The 17,982-nt window shown below is 66.4% G+C and carries 19 protein-coding genes and 1 other RNA gene; 6 read left to right on the forward strand and 14 right to left on the reverse strand.

Annotated features, from left to right (window positions below):
• The first annotated feature begins 50 nt into the window (after positions 1-50).
• From A7D17_RS02665 to A7D17_RS02675, 3 genes are all read left to right on the forward strand, one after another.
• Positions 51-1,232, forward strand: a complete 1,182-nt coding sequence (locus tag A7D17_RS02665) for a sensor histidine kinase (protein WP_064507672.1) — start codon at positions 51-53, stop codon at positions 1,230-1,232.
• An 81-nt stretch (positions 1,233-1,313) separates the two neighbouring features.
• Positions 1,314-1,916: a response regulator transcription factor gene (locus A7D17_RS02670; protein ID WP_064507673.1), complete on the forward strand. Its 603-nt coding sequence runs from the start codon at positions 1,314-1,316 to the stop codon at positions 1,914-1,916.
• Positions 1,917-2,232: 316 nt separating this feature from the next.
• The gene (locus tag A7D17_RS02675; protein ID WP_064507674.1) at positions 2,233-3,021 is read left to right on the forward strand and encodes a ThuA domain-containing protein; all 789 of its coding nucleotides are present in this window, start codon (positions 2,233-2,235) and stop codon (positions 3,019-3,021) included.
• 223 nt (positions 3,022-3,244) lie between these two features.
• Here A7D17_RS02675 and A7D17_RS02680 read toward each other — a convergent pair whose 3' ends face one another.
• Both A7D17_RS02680 and A7D17_RS02685 read right to left on the reverse strand, forming a co-directional pair.
• Positions 3,245-3,787 carry a cytochrome b gene (locus A7D17_RS02680; protein WP_064507675.1) on the reverse strand — a complete coding sequence of 181 codons (543 nt, stop codon included), beginning with the start codon at positions 3,785-3,787 and terminating at the stop codon, positions 3,245-3,247.
• Complete coding sequence (locus A7D17_RS02685) at positions 3,784-4,875, reverse strand: catalase family peroxidase (RefSeq protein WP_064507676.1); 1,092 nt, start codon at positions 4,873-4,875, stop codon at positions 3,784-3,786. The genes A7D17_RS02680 and A7D17_RS02685 overlap by 4 nt, the downstream gene beginning before the upstream one ends.
• Before the next feature lie 148 nt (positions 4,876-5,023).
• Here A7D17_RS02685 and A7D17_RS02690 point away from each other — a divergent pair, with 148 nt between their 5' ends.
• Complete coding sequence (locus tag A7D17_RS02690) at positions 5,024-5,554, forward strand: RNA polymerase sigma factor (RefSeq protein ID WP_064507677.1); 531 nt, start codon at positions 5,024-5,026, stop codon at positions 5,552-5,554.
• Entirely contained in the window at positions 5,551-6,315 is a 765-nt protein-coding gene (locus A7D17_RS02695) for an anti-sigma factor family protein (RefSeq protein WP_064507678.1), read from the forward strand. The genes A7D17_RS02690 and A7D17_RS02695 overlap by 4 nt, the downstream gene beginning before the upstream one ends.
• A 429-nt stretch (positions 6,316-6,744) precedes the next feature.
• Here A7D17_RS02695 and A7D17_RS02700 read toward each other — a convergent pair whose 3' ends face one another.
• From A7D17_RS02700 to A7D17_RS02730, 7 genes are all read right to left on the reverse strand, one after another.
• Positions 6,745-8,115 (reverse strand): leucyl aminopeptidase family protein, encoded by a 1,371-nt coding sequence (locus A7D17_RS02700; RefSeq protein ID WP_064507719.1) that lies wholly within the window; start codon positions 8,113-8,115, stop codon positions 6,745-6,747.
• 40 nt (positions 8,116-8,155) lie between these two features.
• Positions 8,156-8,893, reverse strand: a complete 738-nt coding sequence (locus A7D17_RS02705) for an HAD family hydrolase (RefSeq protein WP_064507679.1) — start codon at positions 8,891-8,893, stop codon at positions 8,156-8,158.
• 122 nt (positions 8,894-9,015) lie between these two features.
• Positions 9,016-10,122: an AI-2E family transporter gene (locus A7D17_RS02710; RefSeq protein WP_064507680.1), complete on the reverse strand. Its 1,107-nt coding sequence runs from the start codon at positions 10,120-10,122 to the stop codon at positions 9,016-9,018.
• A 230-nt stretch (positions 10,123-10,352) separates the two neighbouring features.
• Positions 10,353-10,736: a hypothetical protein gene (locus A7D17_RS02715; RefSeq protein WP_064507681.1), complete on the reverse strand. Its 384-nt coding sequence runs from the start codon at positions 10,734-10,736 to the stop codon at positions 10,353-10,355.
• Complete coding sequence (locus A7D17_RS02720) at positions 10,733-11,218, reverse strand: phage holin family protein (RefSeq protein WP_064507682.1); 486 nt, start codon at positions 11,216-11,218, stop codon at positions 10,733-10,735. Before A7D17_RS02720 ends, A7D17_RS02715 begins: the two co-directional genes overlap by 4 nt.
• A gap of 3 nt (positions 11,219-11,221) precedes the next feature.
• Positions 11,222-11,584, reverse strand: coding sequence for a hypothetical protein (locus A7D17_RS02725; RefSeq protein WP_064507683.1), 363 nt, complete (start codon positions 11,582-11,584; stop codon positions 11,222-11,224).
• 116 nt (positions 11,585-11,700) lie between these two features.
• Complete coding sequence (locus A7D17_RS02730) at positions 11,701-13,137, reverse strand: Do family serine endopeptidase (protein WP_064507684.1); 1,437 nt, start codon at positions 13,135-13,137, stop codon at positions 11,701-11,703.
• 242 nt (positions 13,138-13,379) lie between these two features.
• Here A7D17_RS02730 and A7D17_RS02735 point away from each other — a divergent pair, with 242 nt between their 5' ends.
• On the forward strand, positions 13,380-14,186 hold the full coding sequence (locus A7D17_RS02735; RefSeq protein WP_064507685.1) for a hypothetical protein: 807 nt from the start codon (positions 13,380-13,382) through the stop codon (positions 14,184-14,186).
• Positions 14,187-14,804: 618 nt separating this feature from the next.
• On the opposite strand, the gene A7D17_RS02740 is transcribed toward A7D17_RS02735, so the two are convergent.
• From A7D17_RS02740 to A7D17_RS02760, 5 genes are all read right to left on the reverse strand, one after another.
• Entirely contained in the window at positions 14,805-15,464 is a 660-nt protein-coding gene (locus A7D17_RS02740) for a DUF3313 domain-containing protein (protein WP_064507686.1), read from the reverse strand.
• A gap of 65 nt (positions 15,465-15,529) precedes the next feature.
• Positions 15,530-15,817, reverse strand: coding sequence for a hypothetical protein (locus A7D17_RS02745; protein WP_064507720.1), 288 nt, complete (start codon positions 15,815-15,817; stop codon positions 15,530-15,532).
• Positions 15,818-15,917: 100 nt separating this feature from the next.
• A non-coding RNA gene (locus A7D17_RS02750) (sX9 sRNA) lies at positions 15,918-15,994 on the reverse strand.
• A gap of 60 nt (positions 15,995-16,054) precedes the next feature.
• Positions 16,055-17,239: an ATP-binding protein gene (locus tag A7D17_RS02755; protein ID WP_064507687.1), complete on the reverse strand. Its 1,185-nt coding sequence runs from the start codon at positions 17,237-17,239 to the stop codon at positions 16,055-16,057.
• Positions 17,236-17,901 (reverse strand): response regulator transcription factor, encoded by a 666-nt coding sequence (locus A7D17_RS02760; protein ID WP_064507688.1) that lies wholly within the window; start codon positions 17,899-17,901, stop codon positions 17,236-17,238. Before A7D17_RS02760 ends, A7D17_RS02755 begins: the two co-directional genes overlap by 4 nt.
• Positions 17,902-17,982: the final 81 nt, after the last annotated feature.

Here is a 17,982-nt window from a genome sequence, read left to right on the forward strand (position 1 = left end):
AGGCGGACCCGGCAGTGGCAGAATCCGCTGAACGACAAGGATCCACTCCGATGCATGCAAGGCTCCCGGCCTGGCTTCGTCCGGCCGCAAATTCGCAGGTGGCCGCGCGCCTGGCGCACGGCCAGTCGCCGTGGATGGACTGCGTGCACCTGCTGTGGTCGGCCTGGGTGTTCGTGGTGCCGGTGTTCTCCCCGCGTGGCTATGACAGCACCTGGCTGTTGTGCACGGTGGTGTCGTATCCGCTGTTCCTGCTGCTGTATGCGCGCATGTTGCTGGCGCCGCGCGACACGCTGTACCGCTATGCCTGGGCGATGGGGGCGCTCAGCGCCGCGCTGCTGCCGGTGTACGCCTCGGGCATCAGCTACTTCGTGTTTGCCTGCCTGAGCGTGCGCCCTTCCACGCGGCATGCGCTGTGGCGGCATTTCGCCATCCTGCTGCTGATGAACGCGCTGTACCTGGCCTGGGCGCGCTGGCTCGGAATGGCCTGGCAGGGGTTGGTATGGTTTCCGGTGTCGGTGTTGGGCATGTCCGTTGTGATGGCGGTCTACAGCATCAACGAGCGCAAGGACGCGTTGCTGCGCCTGTCGCAGGACGAAGTGCGCCGGCTGGCGGCCACCGCCGAGCGCGAGCGTATCGGCCGCGATCTGCACGACCTGCTCGGCCACACCTTGTCGCTGGTGGCGCTCAAATCCGATCTGGCCGCGCGCCTGATCGAGCGCGACCCGCAGGCGGCGCGCGGCGAGATCGCTGCAGTGGCGCAGATCTCGCGCGATGCGTTGGCGCAGGTGCGCCGCGCTGTCACCGGCATTCGCGCCGCCGGCCTGGTGGCCGAGCTGGCCTCGGCAAAGGTGCTGCTGGACATGGACGGCATCGTGCTGGAACACGCGCTGGACGCGCTGCCTCTGCCGCCCGAGCACGAGACCGCTCTGGCGTTGGTGGTGCGCGAGGCAGCCACCAACGTGCAACGCCACGCCCAGGCCAGACGGGTCCGGGTGAGCCTGCGCGCGCACGACGGCCGGGCGGTGCTGGAGATCACCGATGATGGACGCGGCGGGGTGATCGTGCCCGGCAATGGCCTGGATGGCATGCGTGCGCGCCTGCAGGCCCTGGGTGGCAGGTTGGAAGTGGACGCGCTGCCACGCGGCATGCGCCTGCGCGCCAGCGTGCCGTTGCCGCACTCCATGCCGGCCCACCCACCATTGCCGCTGCCCGTGGTGCCGCAGCCGCGCTGAGCGCTCACCGGCCCGGCCGCTGCACGTCGCCGGCCCGCGCTGTTATCGTGCGCAACCGTTGCACAACTGCGAGCGCGAGCGATGATCCGGGTGTTGTTGGCCGAAGACCAGGCCTTGCTGCGCGGCGCGCTGGTGGCCCTGCTCGGGCTGGAAGACGATATCGACGTGGTCGGCAGCGCCGGCGACGGCGAGAGCGCCTGGCGCGAGCTGCAACGGCTGCAGCCGGATGTGCTGGTCACCGATATCGAAATGCCCGGGCTGAGCGGCCTGGAGCTGGCCCAGCGCATCCAGCGCCAGGCGCTGCCGGTGCGGGTCATGATCGTCACCACCTTTGCGCGCCCCGGGTTTTTGCGGCGCGCGCTGGATGCCGGAGTGGCCGGTTATCTGCTCAAGGACGCGCCGGCCGAACAACTGGTCAGCGCCTTGCGCCAGGTGCATCGCGGCGGCCGGGTCATCGACCCGCAGCTGGCGCTGGATGCGTGGGTGGAAGCGGACCCGTTGAGCGAGCGCGAACGAACGGTGTTGCGCCTGGCCGGCGAAGGCCGCTCGGCCAGCGAGATCGCCCAGCAGCTGCAGTTGTCGCACGGCACCGTGCGCAACTACCTGTCCGAATGCATCGGCAAGCTGGGCGTGGCCAACCGCATCGAAGCGTATCGGCTGGCGCGGCAGAAGGGCTGGCTGTAAACAGCGCAGCCGGCGCAGCACCCGGCACCATCCGCGTGGCATGGATCGCAGGCACTGGAACTCGAAGGACGATTGCATCTGCGACAAGCGTTGTTGTGAGCAACCTGGCCTCGCAGCGAGCGCATCAGCGCAGCGATCTTGCGATGCCTGCCTTGTCCTTGCCACATCGCGTTGCATGCTTCATGACGAACGCGATGGCGCTGGCGTTGTAGACGGGCTACGCCAACACCGCGCAGCTATTCCAAAACACGCACGAAGGCATGCCATCGCCGCGCAGGTACACTGCCGGCCGACCTGGTCATTGCGAGCGCACTGCATGAAATCTCTGTGGCTGTTGGGCCTGCTGCTGGCCTGCGCATTCAATGCGTCCGCCGAGCAATTCAAGATCTTGGTCGCCGCCATTCCCAACCAGTATCACCACGACTATATCCCTGTCGCCAAGCCGCAGTTCGAAGCGATGGCGCGCAAGCATTATGTCGAGATGGTGTGGGCATGGAATGCCAAGGCCTTCGATGGCGATCTTTCGCAGTACGCGGCCATCGTGCTGCTCAATACACCGGCCACCGACCTGGATCCGGCCCAGCGCGCCAACTTCCAGGCTTATGTGCGCAACGGCGGCGGCGTGGTCGCGGTGCACAAGGCATTTGCGATCAAGCGCGGCGACTGGGAGTGGTACGACCATTTGATCGGCCGCTCGTTCCGCACCCACCCCTACCTGCAGACCGCGATGGTCGACGTGGTGGACGCCAACTTCCCGGCCACCGCCGGCCTGCCCAAGCGCTGGGTGTGGAGCGACGAGTGGTACGAGTACGACCCGCCCTACAGCGATGACCTGGTCACGCTGTTGGCGGTGGACGAAACCAGCTACGACCCCACGCTGATCTGGCCGGGCCAGGTCGCCAAGGGCATGGGCAAGCACCATCCGGTAGCGTGGTACCACCACTTCGAGGGCGGCCGCGTCTTCGCCACTGCGCTGGGCCACCAGGCCGAGGCCTACAACGACCCGCGCTATCTCGAACATCTGTATGGCGGGATTTACTGGGCCGCTACCGGCAAGGGCATCGAAGCGCCTGCATCAGCGGCCAAAGCAAATCGCCGACGTTAAACACTGGCCCCTCTTCCTCTGGGAGAGCAACTGTCTTGATCAACTGGCATCGCCAAGAACTAAGGGGTTGGGGTGAGGATACGGGGCGAAGCCACCTGGGAATGAGCATCGCGGAGGCTTCGCCCGCACCCTCATCCGCCCCCTGCGGAGCACCTTCTCCCCCATAAAGCAGGACAATGTCCCGGCGGGAGAAGGAACAAGCACCCAACCCAGCTCCACCGCATCAACGCGCCGACCGCTCCCCACGCGCCATGCTGGAAAACACGCCATCGCGGCGCACCCAGGCATGGAACAGTGCCGCGCTCAGATGCCCCAGCACGGTGGCGAACAGCAGATACGCCAGCCAGCCATGCGCGCTACGCAGCCAGGCATACAGCGCCGGATCGTGCGGGGCGATCGGCGGCAGGTGGGCGCCTGGCCACAGCACGATCGGGTAGCCACCGGCCGACAGCATCGCCCAGCCGATCAGCGGCATGCCCAGCATCAACGCATACAACAGCCAATGCGAGGCGATCGCCGCAGCCTTCTGCCAGGCGGGCAACTCCGCAGGCAGTGCCGGCGGGCGATGGCGCAGGCGGTTGATCAGGCGCAGCACGGCCAGGACCAGGATCGCGATACCCAGTGGGCGATGCAGGTCGATCAACCACGGCCGTTGCGTCACCGAGGCGACCATGCCCACGCCGACGAACAGCATGGTCAGGATCATCGCGGCCATCAGCCAATGCAGTACGCGCGCGGGAAGGTTGAAATGGGTCGGACGGCTCATTGATGTGCTCCCTGGCCGGTGGCGGCACTGCCCTTGCCGCTGGCAATCTCGCGCTCGCGACGGTTGAAAGATTGCGAATACACCGACGAGCGCGCGGCCAGGATCGGGTCGTTGGAGGCGGCAAGGCCCTTTGGCAGGATCAGCGGATCGTAGTTCAGATCGCGGCACGGCCCGCTGGCCTGCGGTTGCGCATGATCCAGGGTCAGCGTGCCGGCCACGATCTGCTTGCGGCTCTCCGGCCACGGCTGCGAGGGATCATCCACCGCGTCGCCGGGTTCGGCCACGGTCAGCACCATGTCCCAGCGCAACGGCCCATGCGCCAGCCGCGCATCCAGGTCGGTGGCGAGAAAATCACCATCGGCCTGCTTGCGTTGCTCGGCGCTCAATTCCTTGAACGGCGTATGCGGGCGCATCGACCAGCGGATGTAGCGCTCGCGCCCGTCGGCTGCAATTGCGCGGAAGGCGTTGACGCCGTTGTACTGCGTATTGGCCCAGCTATCGGACCAGGGCGCGGTCTTGGCCCACTCCTGGAACTTGGCTGCCTCCGGATATTGCTTGCCGAACGCCGCCAGTTTTTCCGGATCCGGTTTGCCGGTGGCCGGGTCGGGTTTGGAGGCCACGTTCAAGGCCTGGAAACCGGCCGGGGTGGCCACCACGAAGAACGGAAAGCTGTTCATGGCCGTGCGCCACTCCTGCCCGTCGTCGCTGCGCAGCAGCAGCGCCATGCTGCGCACGCGCGCCTGCCCATCGGCGCCATGCGGGTCGCCACCGCCGATCGACATGCGTCCCAGCACCGGCGTGCTGGTCTGGCCGAAGACCCGCGCCGACGACAGCCAGCTCGCCTTGCCGCTGGACTGGAACTGCCCGCTCACGCACACGCCCTTGGTATGCGCGCGCCGGAAGCCCGGATGCGGCGGGCCGCTGGATTCGATGGTATCGGTCATGCGCGCGGCGGTGAGCCGGTCGCCGCCGATCCAGCCGGCGGTCCAGGCAAAGGCGATGGCGATCCCACCGGCGATGGCAGCAATGCCCAGCAATGGCAGCACCGGGCGGCGCGTGTGTCTGGGGGAGGGAGGTGGCAACGTCATGGCTGGCTCCGAGTGGATGGATGGAGTGAGACGGCGCGTAGACCCATCTATTCCACGACCGTGCATGCGGTGCGAGACGTTCGCTGCAGGCAGGGAATAATCCTCCTCCCGGCGCGTCCATATCGTGATGCCACTGCCACCACTGCCCATGCATGAGCTCGACGACACCCAGCTGCAGGCGGTGCTGCCCCCGTTGCGGCGTTTTGCGCGTTCGCTCGCCGGCGACCCGGCCGCTGCCGACGATCTCGTGCAGGCCACCCTGGAGCGCGCACTGCGCCGCTGGCGCACCCGCCATACCACCGATGCCTTGCAGCCCTGGCTGTTCGCCATCCTGTACCGCCAGTTTCTGGACGGAAAGCGGCGTGCCGCGCGCTGGCAGCGCGTGCTTGGCCTGTTCTCGGCGCAACAGGAAAGCCAGTCCGCCTCCGCCGAGCGGGTGCATGCCGGCAGGACATTGCTCGCCAGCCTAGGCCAGTTGCCGCCGGAACAACGCGCACTGCTGTTGCTGGTCAGCGTGGAAGGTTTCAGTTACCGCGAGGTGGCCGATACCCTGGGCATCCCGATCGGCACGGTGATGTCGCGTCTGTCGCGGGCCCGCGACCGCCTGCGGCTGCTCAATGAAGGTGCTACGGCGCCAAAGGCCGTCTTGCCGGAACCGGCGTTGAGGATCCTGAAATGACGCGCCCGACGCCCACCGAGCACGATCTGCATGCCTACGTCGATGGTCGCCTGGACGCCGATGCACGCGTCTGGGTATCGGCCTGGTTGCAGGCGCATCCCGACACCGCCGCACGCGTGGCCGGCTGGAAGCGCGACGCCGAGGCATTGCGCGCGGCCTATGCAGGTCCGCAGCCGGTTGAGTCCATTGCCTTGGTGACACCGGCAGCCGTGCGTCGCCGCCTGCAGCAGCGACGCCGCACCATCGCCGGCGTGGCAGCCAGCTGCGTTCTGGCCCTGGGTCTGGGCACCGGGCTGGGCTGGCAGCTGCGTGAGCGCCAATTGGCCAGCCAGCGTGTTCCGATGGCCGATGCCGTGGCCGCGTATCGCCTGTTTGCCGATGCCGATGCCAATGCCGGCGCGCATCAGGGCGTGGCATTGGGCGTGCGGCGCCGCAGCGAGCTGGAGCCCTGGTTGCGCACGCATTTCGGCCGCGCCGGCGTCGTGCCGGATCTGCGTGCGCAGGGCTATACGCTGCGTGGGGGGCAGTTGCTCTCCACACCGGAAGGCGCGGCCGCGATGCTGGTGTATAGCGATGCCGACGGCGCGCGCATTGGCCTGTATCTGCGTCCACGCAGCGGGCCGATGCCGACCGGCGAACGTCGCGATGGCCGGCTGTTGGCGCAGTACTGGGCTGAAGGCGAGACCGCATTTGCCCTGGTCGGCCCGGCCACGCAGACACGCATGCGCACGATTGCGCCGTTGTTGCGCTCGCCGGGGTAATGGCTGGTGGGAACGCCTGCAACATAGCCAGCGACCAGCACGTAGTCAGTCGCCGCCCAAGCGGGTCTTGCTGCCGATGTCCGGATCAAGGCGGCAGTAAGGGAACGGAATGTGCCGGCTCAAAGGCAATGCATCGAATCATGCCGTCTTTCAGCATCACCCAAGAGCCCGCGTCGTACCACGCTTGAACGTTTGCCCTCTGGAAACCGCAACGCAGTGCGCCGGGCCGCCCTTGAGATAGGTAGTCGGGTTGCTGACAAGCAGTTGTTGCGTGATGGCAGGGCACCAGAATGATCAACCAGCCTTCCGCCATTTTCGCCAGGCAGGCGCAGGTTTTCTCGCCACGCGTTCGAACGCGGCGTCTCGCATGCAGGAGACGTCGCTATCGTCAGTGCGAAACAGGCACGCTTGTTTCCCGGCCTGTGCCGCTCAGCCGCCGTAGCGTTGCTGCAGCATCGTAAACGCCGAGCGCAGCGCCAGCGCTTCGCCGCCGGCGGGGCGGCCCGGGCGGTCGCTGTCGTTCCAGGCGTAGACGTCCAGATGCGCCCATGGCTGGCCTGGTGCCACGAAGCGCTCCAGATACAGGGCCGCGGTCGCCGCGCCGGCCATGCGCGAGCCCGCATTGGCCATGTCGGCCACATGGCTGTTGAGATAGCGCAGGTAAGGCCGCCACAACGGCATGCGCCAGACCGGGTCGCGGGTGTGCTCGCCGGCGCTGATCCAGGCCTGTGCCAGCGCATCGTCGTTGGCGAACAACGCCGGCAGATCCGGGCCCAGCGCGATGCGCGCCGCGCCGGTGAGCGTGGCGAAATCCAGGATCAGATCGGGCTTTTGCTCGGTGGCGTAGCTCAGTGCATCGCACAGCACCAGACGGCCTTCGGCATCGGTGTTGTCCACTTCCACGGTGACGCCGGCGCGGGTGGTGAGCACCTCGCCGGGGCGAAAGGCATTCGGGCCTACGGCGTTTTCCACTGCGGCAATCAGCAGGGTGAGCCGAACCGGCAATTGCTGCGCCATCACCAGCCCGGCCAGTGCCAGCGCATGCGCTGCACCGCCCATGTCTTTTTTCATGTTGCGCATGCCATCGGCGGGCTTGAGATCCAGCCCGCCGGTGTCGAAGCACACGCCCTTGCCGACCAGCACCAGATGCGGATGCGCGGCGTCGCCCCACTGCAGCTGGATCAGTCGCGGCGCACGATGCGAGGCGCGGCCGACGGCGTGGATGGTGGGAAAGTTCTGCGCCAGCAGCGCATCGCCAACGATCGCCTCCACCTGCGCGCCGTGGGCCTGTGCCACTGCACGGGTGGCCGCTTCCAGATGCTCCGGGCCCATGTCTTCGGTGGGCGTGTTGACCCAGTCGCGCACGCGGATGCAGGCCTCGATCAGGGCGCGCGTCGGTGCGGACGGCGTGGCTGCCAGTTCGGCCGGTGCGCGCGGTACCTTGCGGTAGCGCGCAAAGCGGTAGGCGCCCAGCCCCCAGCCCAGGTGCAGCAGCGCCTGCTCGGCCTCATCCAGCGGGGTCGCCACGGTCCAGCGGCTGGCCGGCGGCAACGCCATCGGCGCGTGCGCGTAGGCGTAGGCATCGGCGCGGTCGCCGATCCCGATGACTGCCCCTGCCAGGCCCTGGTCGTCCGGCAGCAGCAAGACGCTGCCCGGCGCGGCATCGAAACGCTGTGCCTGCGCCCACGCCAGTACGCGGGTGGGCTGTCCGGCGCACCAGTGCGCGAAACCTTCGCGGTCAAGCACGTGCAGCGGCAGCGCGGCGGCGGTGGGATCGGTGAAACCGGTGAGGTGCGACATGGACATCCTTCAATGGCGCCATGCGCCAGATGGGGGCGGCTCAGGCGGGAAGGCAGATGCCATCACGCGCGGCGCCGGGGTGCGGTTGCTGGACATCCAGCCAATCGGCCAGCCCGGTGAGGCTGTCGAATTCCAGGTCCGGCTGCTGGGTCGGGTGCGACCACTGCGCGCCGTCGCGGTTGATCCAGCACGCGCGCAGCCCGGCATCCAGCGCGCCGAGCACATCCATGCGCTCGTGGTCGCCCACATGCAGCACCTGTGCAGGCGGTACCTCCAGGCGTGCGCAGGCGGCCAGGAAGATGCTGGCCTCCGGCTTGGCGCTGCCGTGTTCGCGCGAACCCAGCTGGAAGGCGAAGTGGTGCATCAGCCCGATACGCTGCAGGTCGGCATTGCCGTTGCTGAGCGCGGCGACCGGCACGTGCCGGGCCATGCGTGCCAGCGCATCGAGCGCATCCGGGTAGCACTCCACCTGATTGCGCGCGGCATAGAACACCTCGTAGGCAGGCTCCACCAGGGCCAGATCGCCGCCGCTTTCGCGCAAGGCCATCTCCAGTGTCAACCGGCGCAGCGCGCTCAGGTCGTGATGCAACTGCGGGTTGTCGGCGAAGCTGCGTTCGCGCAGCTCGCGCATGGCCTCCACCGGAAAGCGCTCGGCGGTCACCGGACTGTGCTCGCGCATCCAGTCGTACACCACCTGGTCGATGCGCGCACCGATCGGCGCAAAAGGCCACAACGTATCGTCGAGGTCGAGGGTGATGGCGCGGACGAGAAAGCTCATCGCGCGATTTTACGGCCGTTACGCGGGAATGGGGAATCGGGAGTGGGGAATGGGTAGAGCAGCGCAGCTGCGGGCAGCATCACTGCTCTTGCGATTCCCGATTCTCAAATCCCGATTCCCGGCTACTCAAGCAGCCTCGCCCAGCGCTGCATGCCCTCGACCCGGCTCAGCACCATCTTGATGCAGACCAGCAGGGGCACCGCCAGTAGCAGGCCGACCATGCCCCACAGCCAGCCGAACAGCATCAACGCCAGGATCAGCATCAGCGGCGAGATCGCCATGCGGCGGCCCAGCACGATGGGGGTGACGACCTGGCCTTCGATGGTGTGCAGCGCCAGGTACAGGATGGCCGGCAGCAGCGAAGACAGCGTGGTGCGGAATTCCACAAAGCCCATCAGCAGCATCAGCATCACGCCGATCAGTGGGCCGACGTAGGGCGCGAAATTCAGTAGCGCCACCACCGTGCCCCACAGCAAGGCCTCGGGCAGTGGAATCTGCAGGACATACAAGATGCCTGCAAAGACCAGACCGACCAGGGTGTTGATCACGCTGATGGTGAGTACATAGCGCGACACCTCGCGCTCGATGTCCAGCATGATCTCGGTAGTGAAGCGTTGCTGTTGCCGGTTGGGCAACAGGGCGATCGCATGCCGTTGCAGGCTTTCGCCGTAGACCATGAAGAAGAAGGTCAGCAGCACCACCGCAAGCACCGAGGCAGCCAGCTTGGGCGTACGCACCAGGGCCTTGTACGGGTCGTCCATCTGCGTGCGCACGATCTGCACGCCGCGCTGGCCTTCGCCACCCGCTGCGCGTGCAAAATTCTCTGCAGCCTGGTTGGCCTGCATCACCGGCTTGGTGAAATCGCGCACGTCACGGGCAATCTGGCGCATCTGTCGCGGCGCCTGCTGCACCCATTCGGCCGCCGGACCGGCCAGCTGCGCGGCCAGCGCGACCGTGCCCGCCAGGCCCAGGCACAGCACCATCAACGCGCCGAGAAACCGTGGAATGTACAGCTTGCGCAGTCCGCGCAGGATGGGGTTGCCGATCAGCGCGAAGAACGCTGCCAGCATGATCGGCAGGATAATGGTCTGTGCCGCCCACAGCGTGTAGCCCACAGCCAGCGTGGCCAGCACGACTAATGAGGCAGGGGCGCGCGGACGCGGTGCCGGAGGCGGCGGAAGCGATTCTGCCGGTGCGGCAGGGTCCAGTGATTCGACGGAGAGAGACATGCGCGCCCTGGCAGCAGACTGGCGTGCTGCCAGCGGTGGGCCATTATCGGCACACCGCGTCAACAGCGCGCACAGAGCCTGTGCGCGTGATGTCACCAGAAGAGTGGAAACCTGGCGGCCTCGGCCGCAGTAGCACGACCAGGCCGGTGTCGGACTGAATTACTGTCCAGAGGCAAACCAAAGCCGAAAGCCAGGCTGCGCGGCCTGCCGAAACACACGCCAGCGCAGTGTCAGGCTGCCTGGTCCACCGGAACCTGCACCACCGTTACCGGCGGATCGGCAGCAACTTCCTCTGCATTGTCGGCAGCGCGTTCGGCCTGTTCGGAGGCTTCCTGCGCACGGTGCGCGGTGAATAGCGCAGAGATCGTGCTGATCATCTGCAGGATCTTGGGAATGCCGCCCAGCTTGCCGGCGATACTGCCCAACGCTGCCTGCGGCTCGTTGCGGCCGGTGACAAAGCCCAGCCCGAAGCCAACCAGTATGATCCGCATCGGCGACCAGCCGGCACGCCAGGTCGTGCGCAGTTCGCTCCAGTGCAGGCGCGTTTCCTGTGCGCGGCCTTCCACCAGGAACTCGGCGCGTTCAACGCGTTGACGCAAGGTGCCGAACTTCATGGGTGTCCTCCACTGGCAGGTGCTGCCGCCGGTTCGTCGTCGCTGCTGTCATCGAAGATGCCCAGCTTGACCAGCTGACGGCGCGTTGCATTCATGCCGGTGTGATCGAAATAGAAGAACACCCGCCATGCCGCGATGGCCGTGACCAGCAGGCTCGCCAACGCGGTAAAGAACATCGCCTGGAACCACGACAGGCCGGCACGCTGAAGCAGGGCGATGATGGCGCCGGCCAGTAGCAACCAGGACGAGGCACCGAAGACCACGGCAACGCAGGCCCAGGCCAGGCCACGCCCAAACGCGCTGCGTGCCAGTTGCAAATCGGCCGACACCAGCCGGCGCAATGCGCGGCTAGTGTCCTTGGCCGAGCCCAGCGTGGCACGACCGGCAGCACCGACCGCACGCACGCTTTCATCCAGTCCTGGCGTGTCCGGCCGCGCATGTGGCGCGCCGGAATCGCCCACTGTAGAGGCCTGATCGCTCACGACTTAGTTGTCGTTGCCGCGTGCCAGCTTGGCGATGACCCAGCCAGCGGCAAAGGCAACGCCGAAGGCAGCCAGCGGGCGCTCGCGGATCAGATCGGTGGCGCTGTCGAGCAGGTCGTTGCCCTTGGCAACCAGCACGTCCATCTGTTCCTTGGCGGCTGCACCGCCGAATTCGGCAGCGGCCATGCCGGCCAGTGCGGAGTCGGAGAGTTCGGCCTTGACGTTGGCGCGACCGAGCTTGAGCTCATCGCCAGCCGCACTGGTCGCACCCTTGACGGCTTCGCCTGCAGCGCTGGCGGCCGACTTCAGGTGGGTGCCGGCTTCGCTCAGGTTGTCCTTTAGTTGATCGGTATTGGTGGGGCTCATGCGATATCTCCTTCGGTCATTGATGGCAGCCGCCACTCACGTGCGGTCGTGCAGTAGCAATAGCATCGGGGGGGTGTAGGAGGCGTTAGTGGAGGCGGGGTGGAATGCACATCGCGTCAACGCATGAGCGCGTCGTATTGCGCGTTGCCACGCAGGATGCGCAGCACCAGCTGCTGTGGCTTGCGCTGGAAGTTGGCGCGCCAGCTGGCGAGGTCGGCGAACTCGCCCACGCTGCTGGCCACGATGACATCGCCGGAGACCAGGCCGTTGGCTGCGGCGCGTCCACCGCGTTTGACCTCGCTGACCATCACCCCGGTGATGCCGGACTGCCGCAGCGATTCGGGCAGGTCCACGAAGGTGGCCCCGCTCAGGCGCGGGTCCAGCATGTCGCCGGTCACTGCGCGATCCTGTTCCTTCAGGGTGGTCTTGAGTTTGAGCGGCTTGCCGTCGCGACGGATATCCAGCGTCACGGCACTGCCCACCGCCTGCAGACCTTCGTAGTTGTGCAAGGCTTCGGCGCTGTCCACGCGCTGGTCGTTGGCGCCCACCACCACATCGCCCGGCTGCACGCCGGCAGCGGCAGCGGCGGAGCCCGGCAACACGCGCGTTACCAGCGCGCCGCGCAGCGAATCCACGCCCAGCCCACGCAACATGTCCTGGGTGAGGTTCTGGGTTTCCAGGCCCAGGGTGCCACGCACCACCACGCCCTTGGTCACCAATTGCTCGACCACGTTACGCGCCAGGTTGGAGGGAATCGCCAGGCCCAGCCCGATATTGCCCGCCATGCTGCCCTGCGGATTGAAGCTGGCGGTATTGATGCCCACCAGTTGGCCCTGCAGGTTCACCAGCGCACCGCCGGAATTGCCCGGGTTGATCGAAGCGTCGGTCTGGATGAAGTTCTGGTAGCCCAGCCCGCGAATCCCGCTGCGCCCCACCGCCGACACGATGCCGGAGGTGACGGTCTGGGTGAACCCGAACGGGTTGCCGATCGCCACCACGAAGTCACCCACGCGCAGCTGGTTGCTGTCGGCCAGCTTGATGTCGGTGAGGTTGTCGGCCTTGATGCGGATCAACGCGATATCGGTGTCGGCATCAGAGCCGATGAAGTCGGCCTTGACGGTACGGCCGTCGCCCAGCGTCACCTGCACATCGTCGGCGTTTTCGATCACGTGGTGATTGGTCAGCACGTAGCCCTTCTGCGCATCGATGATCACGCCCGACCCCAGCGACTCATTGATGCGGTCCTGCGGCACCTGCGGAAACAGCCGGCGCAGGATGGGGTCGTTGAAGAACGGGTTGCGGACCCGCACCACCTGCTTGGTGTTGACGCTGACCACCGCCGGCATCGCCTGTTGCAGCATCGGCGCCAGCGAGGGCACTGGCTGGCCGGCGACCGCCGCGGGCAAGGCAGCGGCCGTCGGCAGGGTAAAGGTCGCAGTGCCGGCTGGCGTGGCCTCGGCGCGGTTGTCCAGCCAGGCATTGATGCCGGTCGCAGCGAAGCCGCCAAAGGCGGCGGCGAGGGAAAGCGTCAGCAAGGTGGGAAGCGGTCGCATGGAACGGATTCCGGGTTACGCGGTGGGAAAGGAATAGGGCGTGTGACTGCGTAAATCAAGCTGAACGAGAGTGCCAGCCGGCAATTTAACTGGTGGTGAAAGCGCTCTGCGTCGAGGGTTGCCCTCGCGTTGACAGTCCGTGTGGCCCGGCGTAGCGTCCGCTTCATCCGATGCCTGTTCAGCATTCGCCTGCTCGCGCGCATCGCCCGCGTTTCCCGCATTGATGCCCTTAAGGAGGGTCTATGAGCAACGGAAATGGTGTGACGGCAACCCTGTCCGACGCTGTCGAGAGCGTCAAGAGCAGCGCAACCGAACTGACCGACACCCTCGTCAGCACCACCAGCGACGCGGTCAGCAATGTGCAGGACGCGGCCGGTGCCGCGGTGGAAGAGGTCAAGACACGGGTCGCCAAGGCACGCAAGGCGGTGGTCACGGCCGAACAGCGCGTGGCCGAGAAGGCCGGCGAAGCGGCAGGCGCGGTCAAGCGCCGCGTGGCCAAGACCAAGCGCTCGTTGAGCGCGACCAAGGACGCTGCCAAGGAAAAGCTGGTGGCCACCAAGGATGCGGCCAAGCAGAAGCTTGTCTCGACCAAGGACGCCGCCAAGCAGAAGCTGAGCAGCACCAGTGCCGCGGCCAAGAAGAAGATCGCCACCACCAAGGCCGCTACCAGGCAGAAGCTGGAGACCGCCAGGGCCAGTGCCAAGGCCGAAGCCGCCGCACTGACGGCCAAGACCGCAGCCAAGAAAGCCGCACGCAAGACGGCCGTGGCGACGGTGGGGGCGCGCACGGCGGCCAAGAAGGCGGCTGCCACATCCGCGGCAGTGAAAAAGTCGACGGCCAAGGGCCTTGCCAAAAAGGCGCCGGTGGCCAAGCAGACCGCCACCCGGCAGGCTGCGGTCAAGAAAGCACCGCTGAAGAAGACGGCGACCAAGACGGCCTTGAAGAAGGCGGCCAAGGTGACCAAGACCCCGGCAACGCGTGCAGTGGCCAAGACCACTGCCGCCCGCAAGGCCGTGGGCAAGAAAGCCGCCAAGCGGGTCACGCGCTGAGGCGCCGCGCCATCGGGCGTGTCGCAGGCGGCATAAAAAAAACCGGCGCTGTTCGCACAGCGCCGGTTTTTTTGTGGGCGAGGGTGGTGGATGGCCTGCGGCGGACAGCCATCTCCATAGACGCGTTGCTCCGGTAAACACCGGCCGTTACTTCATGACCGACGAACTTCGTTCCGCGGAAAGAGTTGAAGGGAGGGCAACGCGCGGAGCTTGCCGTTGTGCCCATGACGCAGCGCGCACCCTCATCCGCCCCTGCGGGGCACCTTCTCCCGCGCCCCTGCGGGGCACCTTCTCCCGCGCCCCTGCGGGGCACCTTCTCCCGGCGGGAGAAGGGAAAGCGGTATGCGGGTAGCCTGATCTGCAATCTGCAATCCGTAAGCGACAGGCAGCGAGAAACAGAAACAAGAAAGGGCCAGCAACAAGAGGCAGCAAGCAAGAGGCAGCAAGCAAGAAGTACGAAGCAAAAGGTGTAGAGAAACAGAAGTGGAAAGCACCGGCAACAGAAAGAAAAAGACAGGGTTCGAGCTATCGCCTCAGTACAGCTGCTACACCACGATTCCCAATTCCCAATTCCCAATTCCCAATTCCCGATTCCCGATTCCCGATTCCCGATCCCCCCTACTCCAATCCCTCAACCAACTGCTCGGCACCCTTGCCAATCCCTGCCTTTGCAGCGTCATAGGCGCCCAGGCTGGCCTTGATGTTCATGGCACCTGGATACTGCTTTTCGACATAAGCGGCGAGCAGGCGATCGGTCTGCGCGTCGAAGATTTCCAACGCGTAGCTCACCGAGCCGGAGAATGCGCCTTGCTTGCCGCGTGCGGCCTGCACCGCGTTGTAGGATCCGCCGCCCAGATCCACCTTCATCAAGGTTCCCAGTACGCGTTTGCTGGGCTTGGCGCCGGTCAGGGTCATGCGTATCCGCAAGGTGTCGCGGTCGGCCGAAAGCGTGGGGCGCCAGCGCCGCGCGATGGCGTTGCCGAATTGCTGCTGCATCTCGTCGGCAAGCATGCGCTTGTCCTGCTCGGGCACGTTTTCGAACTGCGCATCCGGGCCGCGGTAAATGGCGACCGGCTCGATGATGGCGGCGCGATAGTGCGACCAATCCACCTCGCCGTGATACGCATACGGCATGCGATTGCCGCGGCTGCCCTCGTGCGGGCGCAGATAGCTGGACGAGGGCAACTGGCGGTATGGCATCGGGCCGGTGCTGGCGCAGCCGGCCAGGGTCAGGCCGACGAGGGCGAGCGTGCAGCAACGAATGATGCGCTGGGACATGATGCGGAGCCTATGTGAGAAGTCGAACGAGGGCTGGGACCGGGCGGGCAGGGCGTGTGCCGGCGTCAATGCAGCAGCGCGCTGGCCATGGCCAGCACAAAGGCGAGGCCGGAAGCGGCAAACACCACGCCACGCGTGACCCAGCGCTGCAGGCGGCGCAGCTTGCGCGCGCTGCGGATATCCGGCAGCGCGCACCAGATGTCGCGGTTGCGGATGCCGGTGCGGCCGCAACGGAAATCCAGTGGCAGCGCAGCGCCGGTCGTGGCGATCAGGCTGTCGTTGGCCGCGCTGTGCGGCGTCGACAGCGCCGGAGTGGCACGTGGGATCGGTGTGGAACGGGGCGAGGACATCATCACCATGCATCCTGGATGCGTGCGGTGAGTGCACTGTAGGCAGGCAGGTTTGGGAACTTATTGGATGCGGCCGGCAGCTGCGCCGGTGCGCGTTTAAAGCGGCTACCAAAAAAATTGCGAGCGGTCGTCAGGCGGGTGCGGACGGCGCGGAGGAACCGGAGTGCACGCGTGGTACATGCCGCATCGAGCATCTGCCACGTTCCCCGGCGGTGAGCGCAGCAGGTTGGTTAGCTGCGCTCAGGCCACGGTGGGGGTGGAGTCGCCGGCAAATACCATGCGCACGCAGAAGCCGCGCCCATCGTTGCCTTCGCAGGTCTCGATCGTCGCGCCGTGCAGGCGTGCGATGCCTGCTACCAGCGACAACCCGATGCCGCTGCCCTGCACCTCGCTGCCGGGAACGCGATAGAACCGCTCGTAGATGGATGCGCGCGCGGCATCCGGGACGCCGGGGCCGTCATCGCTGACCTGGACGAACGGATGCAATACGTCGGCGCGCAGGCAATAGCCGCAACTCACTTCCACCAGGCCGCGGCTGCGTCCATAGCGGATGGCGTTGTCGACCAGATTACGGATCAGGATGCCGACCGCATCCACATCGCAGCGCAGCAGGCAGGGCGAGGCAGCGATGTGCAGATCGATCTGGCGCGCATCGGCCTGCACGCTGAACTCGTCCAGCACGTGCGAGATCAGTTCACCCATCTCCACGCGCTGATAGGCCGCCGAGCTGATGCCGGCATCCAGCCGCGCCAGATCCAGCAACTGCTCGGCTAACCGGTTGCTGCGGCGCGCGGTCTCCAGCAACGGGTGCAGCGCTGCGTCCTTGGCCTCCAGCGTGGGGGCGCGCAATGCCACTTCTGCATAGGCGTGCAGTGCCGAGAGCGGTGTCCGCAGTTCATGCGCGGCGTCGGCGACGAAGTCGCGCTCGGCCTGCACCGCCTTTTCCACGCGCGCGAGCAGGGTGTTGAATGCCTCGATCAGTGGCCGGATCTCGTCCGGCACCCGATCCAGCGGTACCGGCTCGGTTTCCAGGCCGGTGCGTTGCGCGATAGCGCCAGACACGCTGCGTAACGGATTCAACGCGGTGCGCACTGCCCACCACACCAGCAGGCCGAGAATGCCCAGCTGCGCGGTGTTGAGCGTCATCGCAATCAGGGTCTGCTTGAAACTCATGCGCGAAGACGCACTGCCGCTGATCGCCTGCGGGTCGGTCTGGTCAGGCTGCGCCGCGGGGGTGTCGAAGCGGTGTTGCAGCGTTTCGGGCAATGCGCTGACCAACTGATCGCCCAGCAGGTTGAGTTCCTGCTCGAAGACGCTGTGGTGTCCCTCGGTAACCAGCGCAACCAGAATCCACAACGAGGTGGACCAACTCAGCAGGACAATGGCGGCCAGCGCCGCCAGCATGCGCGCCTGCAGGGACTTCATTCCGGTGCCTTGCCGATCATGTAGCCCTGGCCATACACGGTGGAGATGAGGTCCTCGCCAAGTTTGCGCCGCAGCTGGTGCACATAGACCGCGATCATGTTGCTGCCGCCATCGGAGGGGCCGCCATACACGCCTTCTTCCAGCTGGTCCTTGGTGACCACGCGGCCGGCGCGCTCCATCAATGCCAGCAGCAGCCGATATTCGTGCGCGCTCAGCGCCACCCACTTGCCGGCCTTGGTGACCTTGCGGCTGCTCGGGTCCACGCTGACATCGCCCTGGCCGAGCAGGGGCACCACGCGCCCCTGGCTGCGCCGGACGAGCGCGCGCAGCCGTGCCATCAGCTCGTCGAACTGGAACGGTTTGACCAGGTAATCGTCGGCGCCGGCATCCAGGCCACGGATGCGATCGGTGAGTTGGCCGCGTGCGGTCAGCGCAATGACCGGGGTGGCGTCGTAGTGGCCGCGCATGAAGCGGAGCACCGTCAAGCCGGATTCGCCGGGCAGGCCGATGTCCAGGAGCACCGCGGTGTAGCGATGATCCACCAGCGTGGTCTTGGCTGCGCTGGCGGTGTCGACGTGGTCGATGGTCCAGCATTGCTGGCGCACACCCGCGCAGATGGCGTTGGCCAGCATGGTGTCGTCTTCGACCAGGAGCAGATGCATAGAGGTTCCGCCGGGCACAGGGCCAGTCCGAGATCCGCGACACTGTCGGAGATGGTCGTTAGGAAAATATTAGTGCAAGGT

The organism is Xanthomonas floridensis, from assembly GCF_001642575.1.
GTDB classification, from domain to species: domain Bacteria; phylum Pseudomonadota; class Gammaproteobacteria; order Xanthomonadales; family Xanthomonadaceae; genus Xanthomonas; species Xanthomonas floridensis.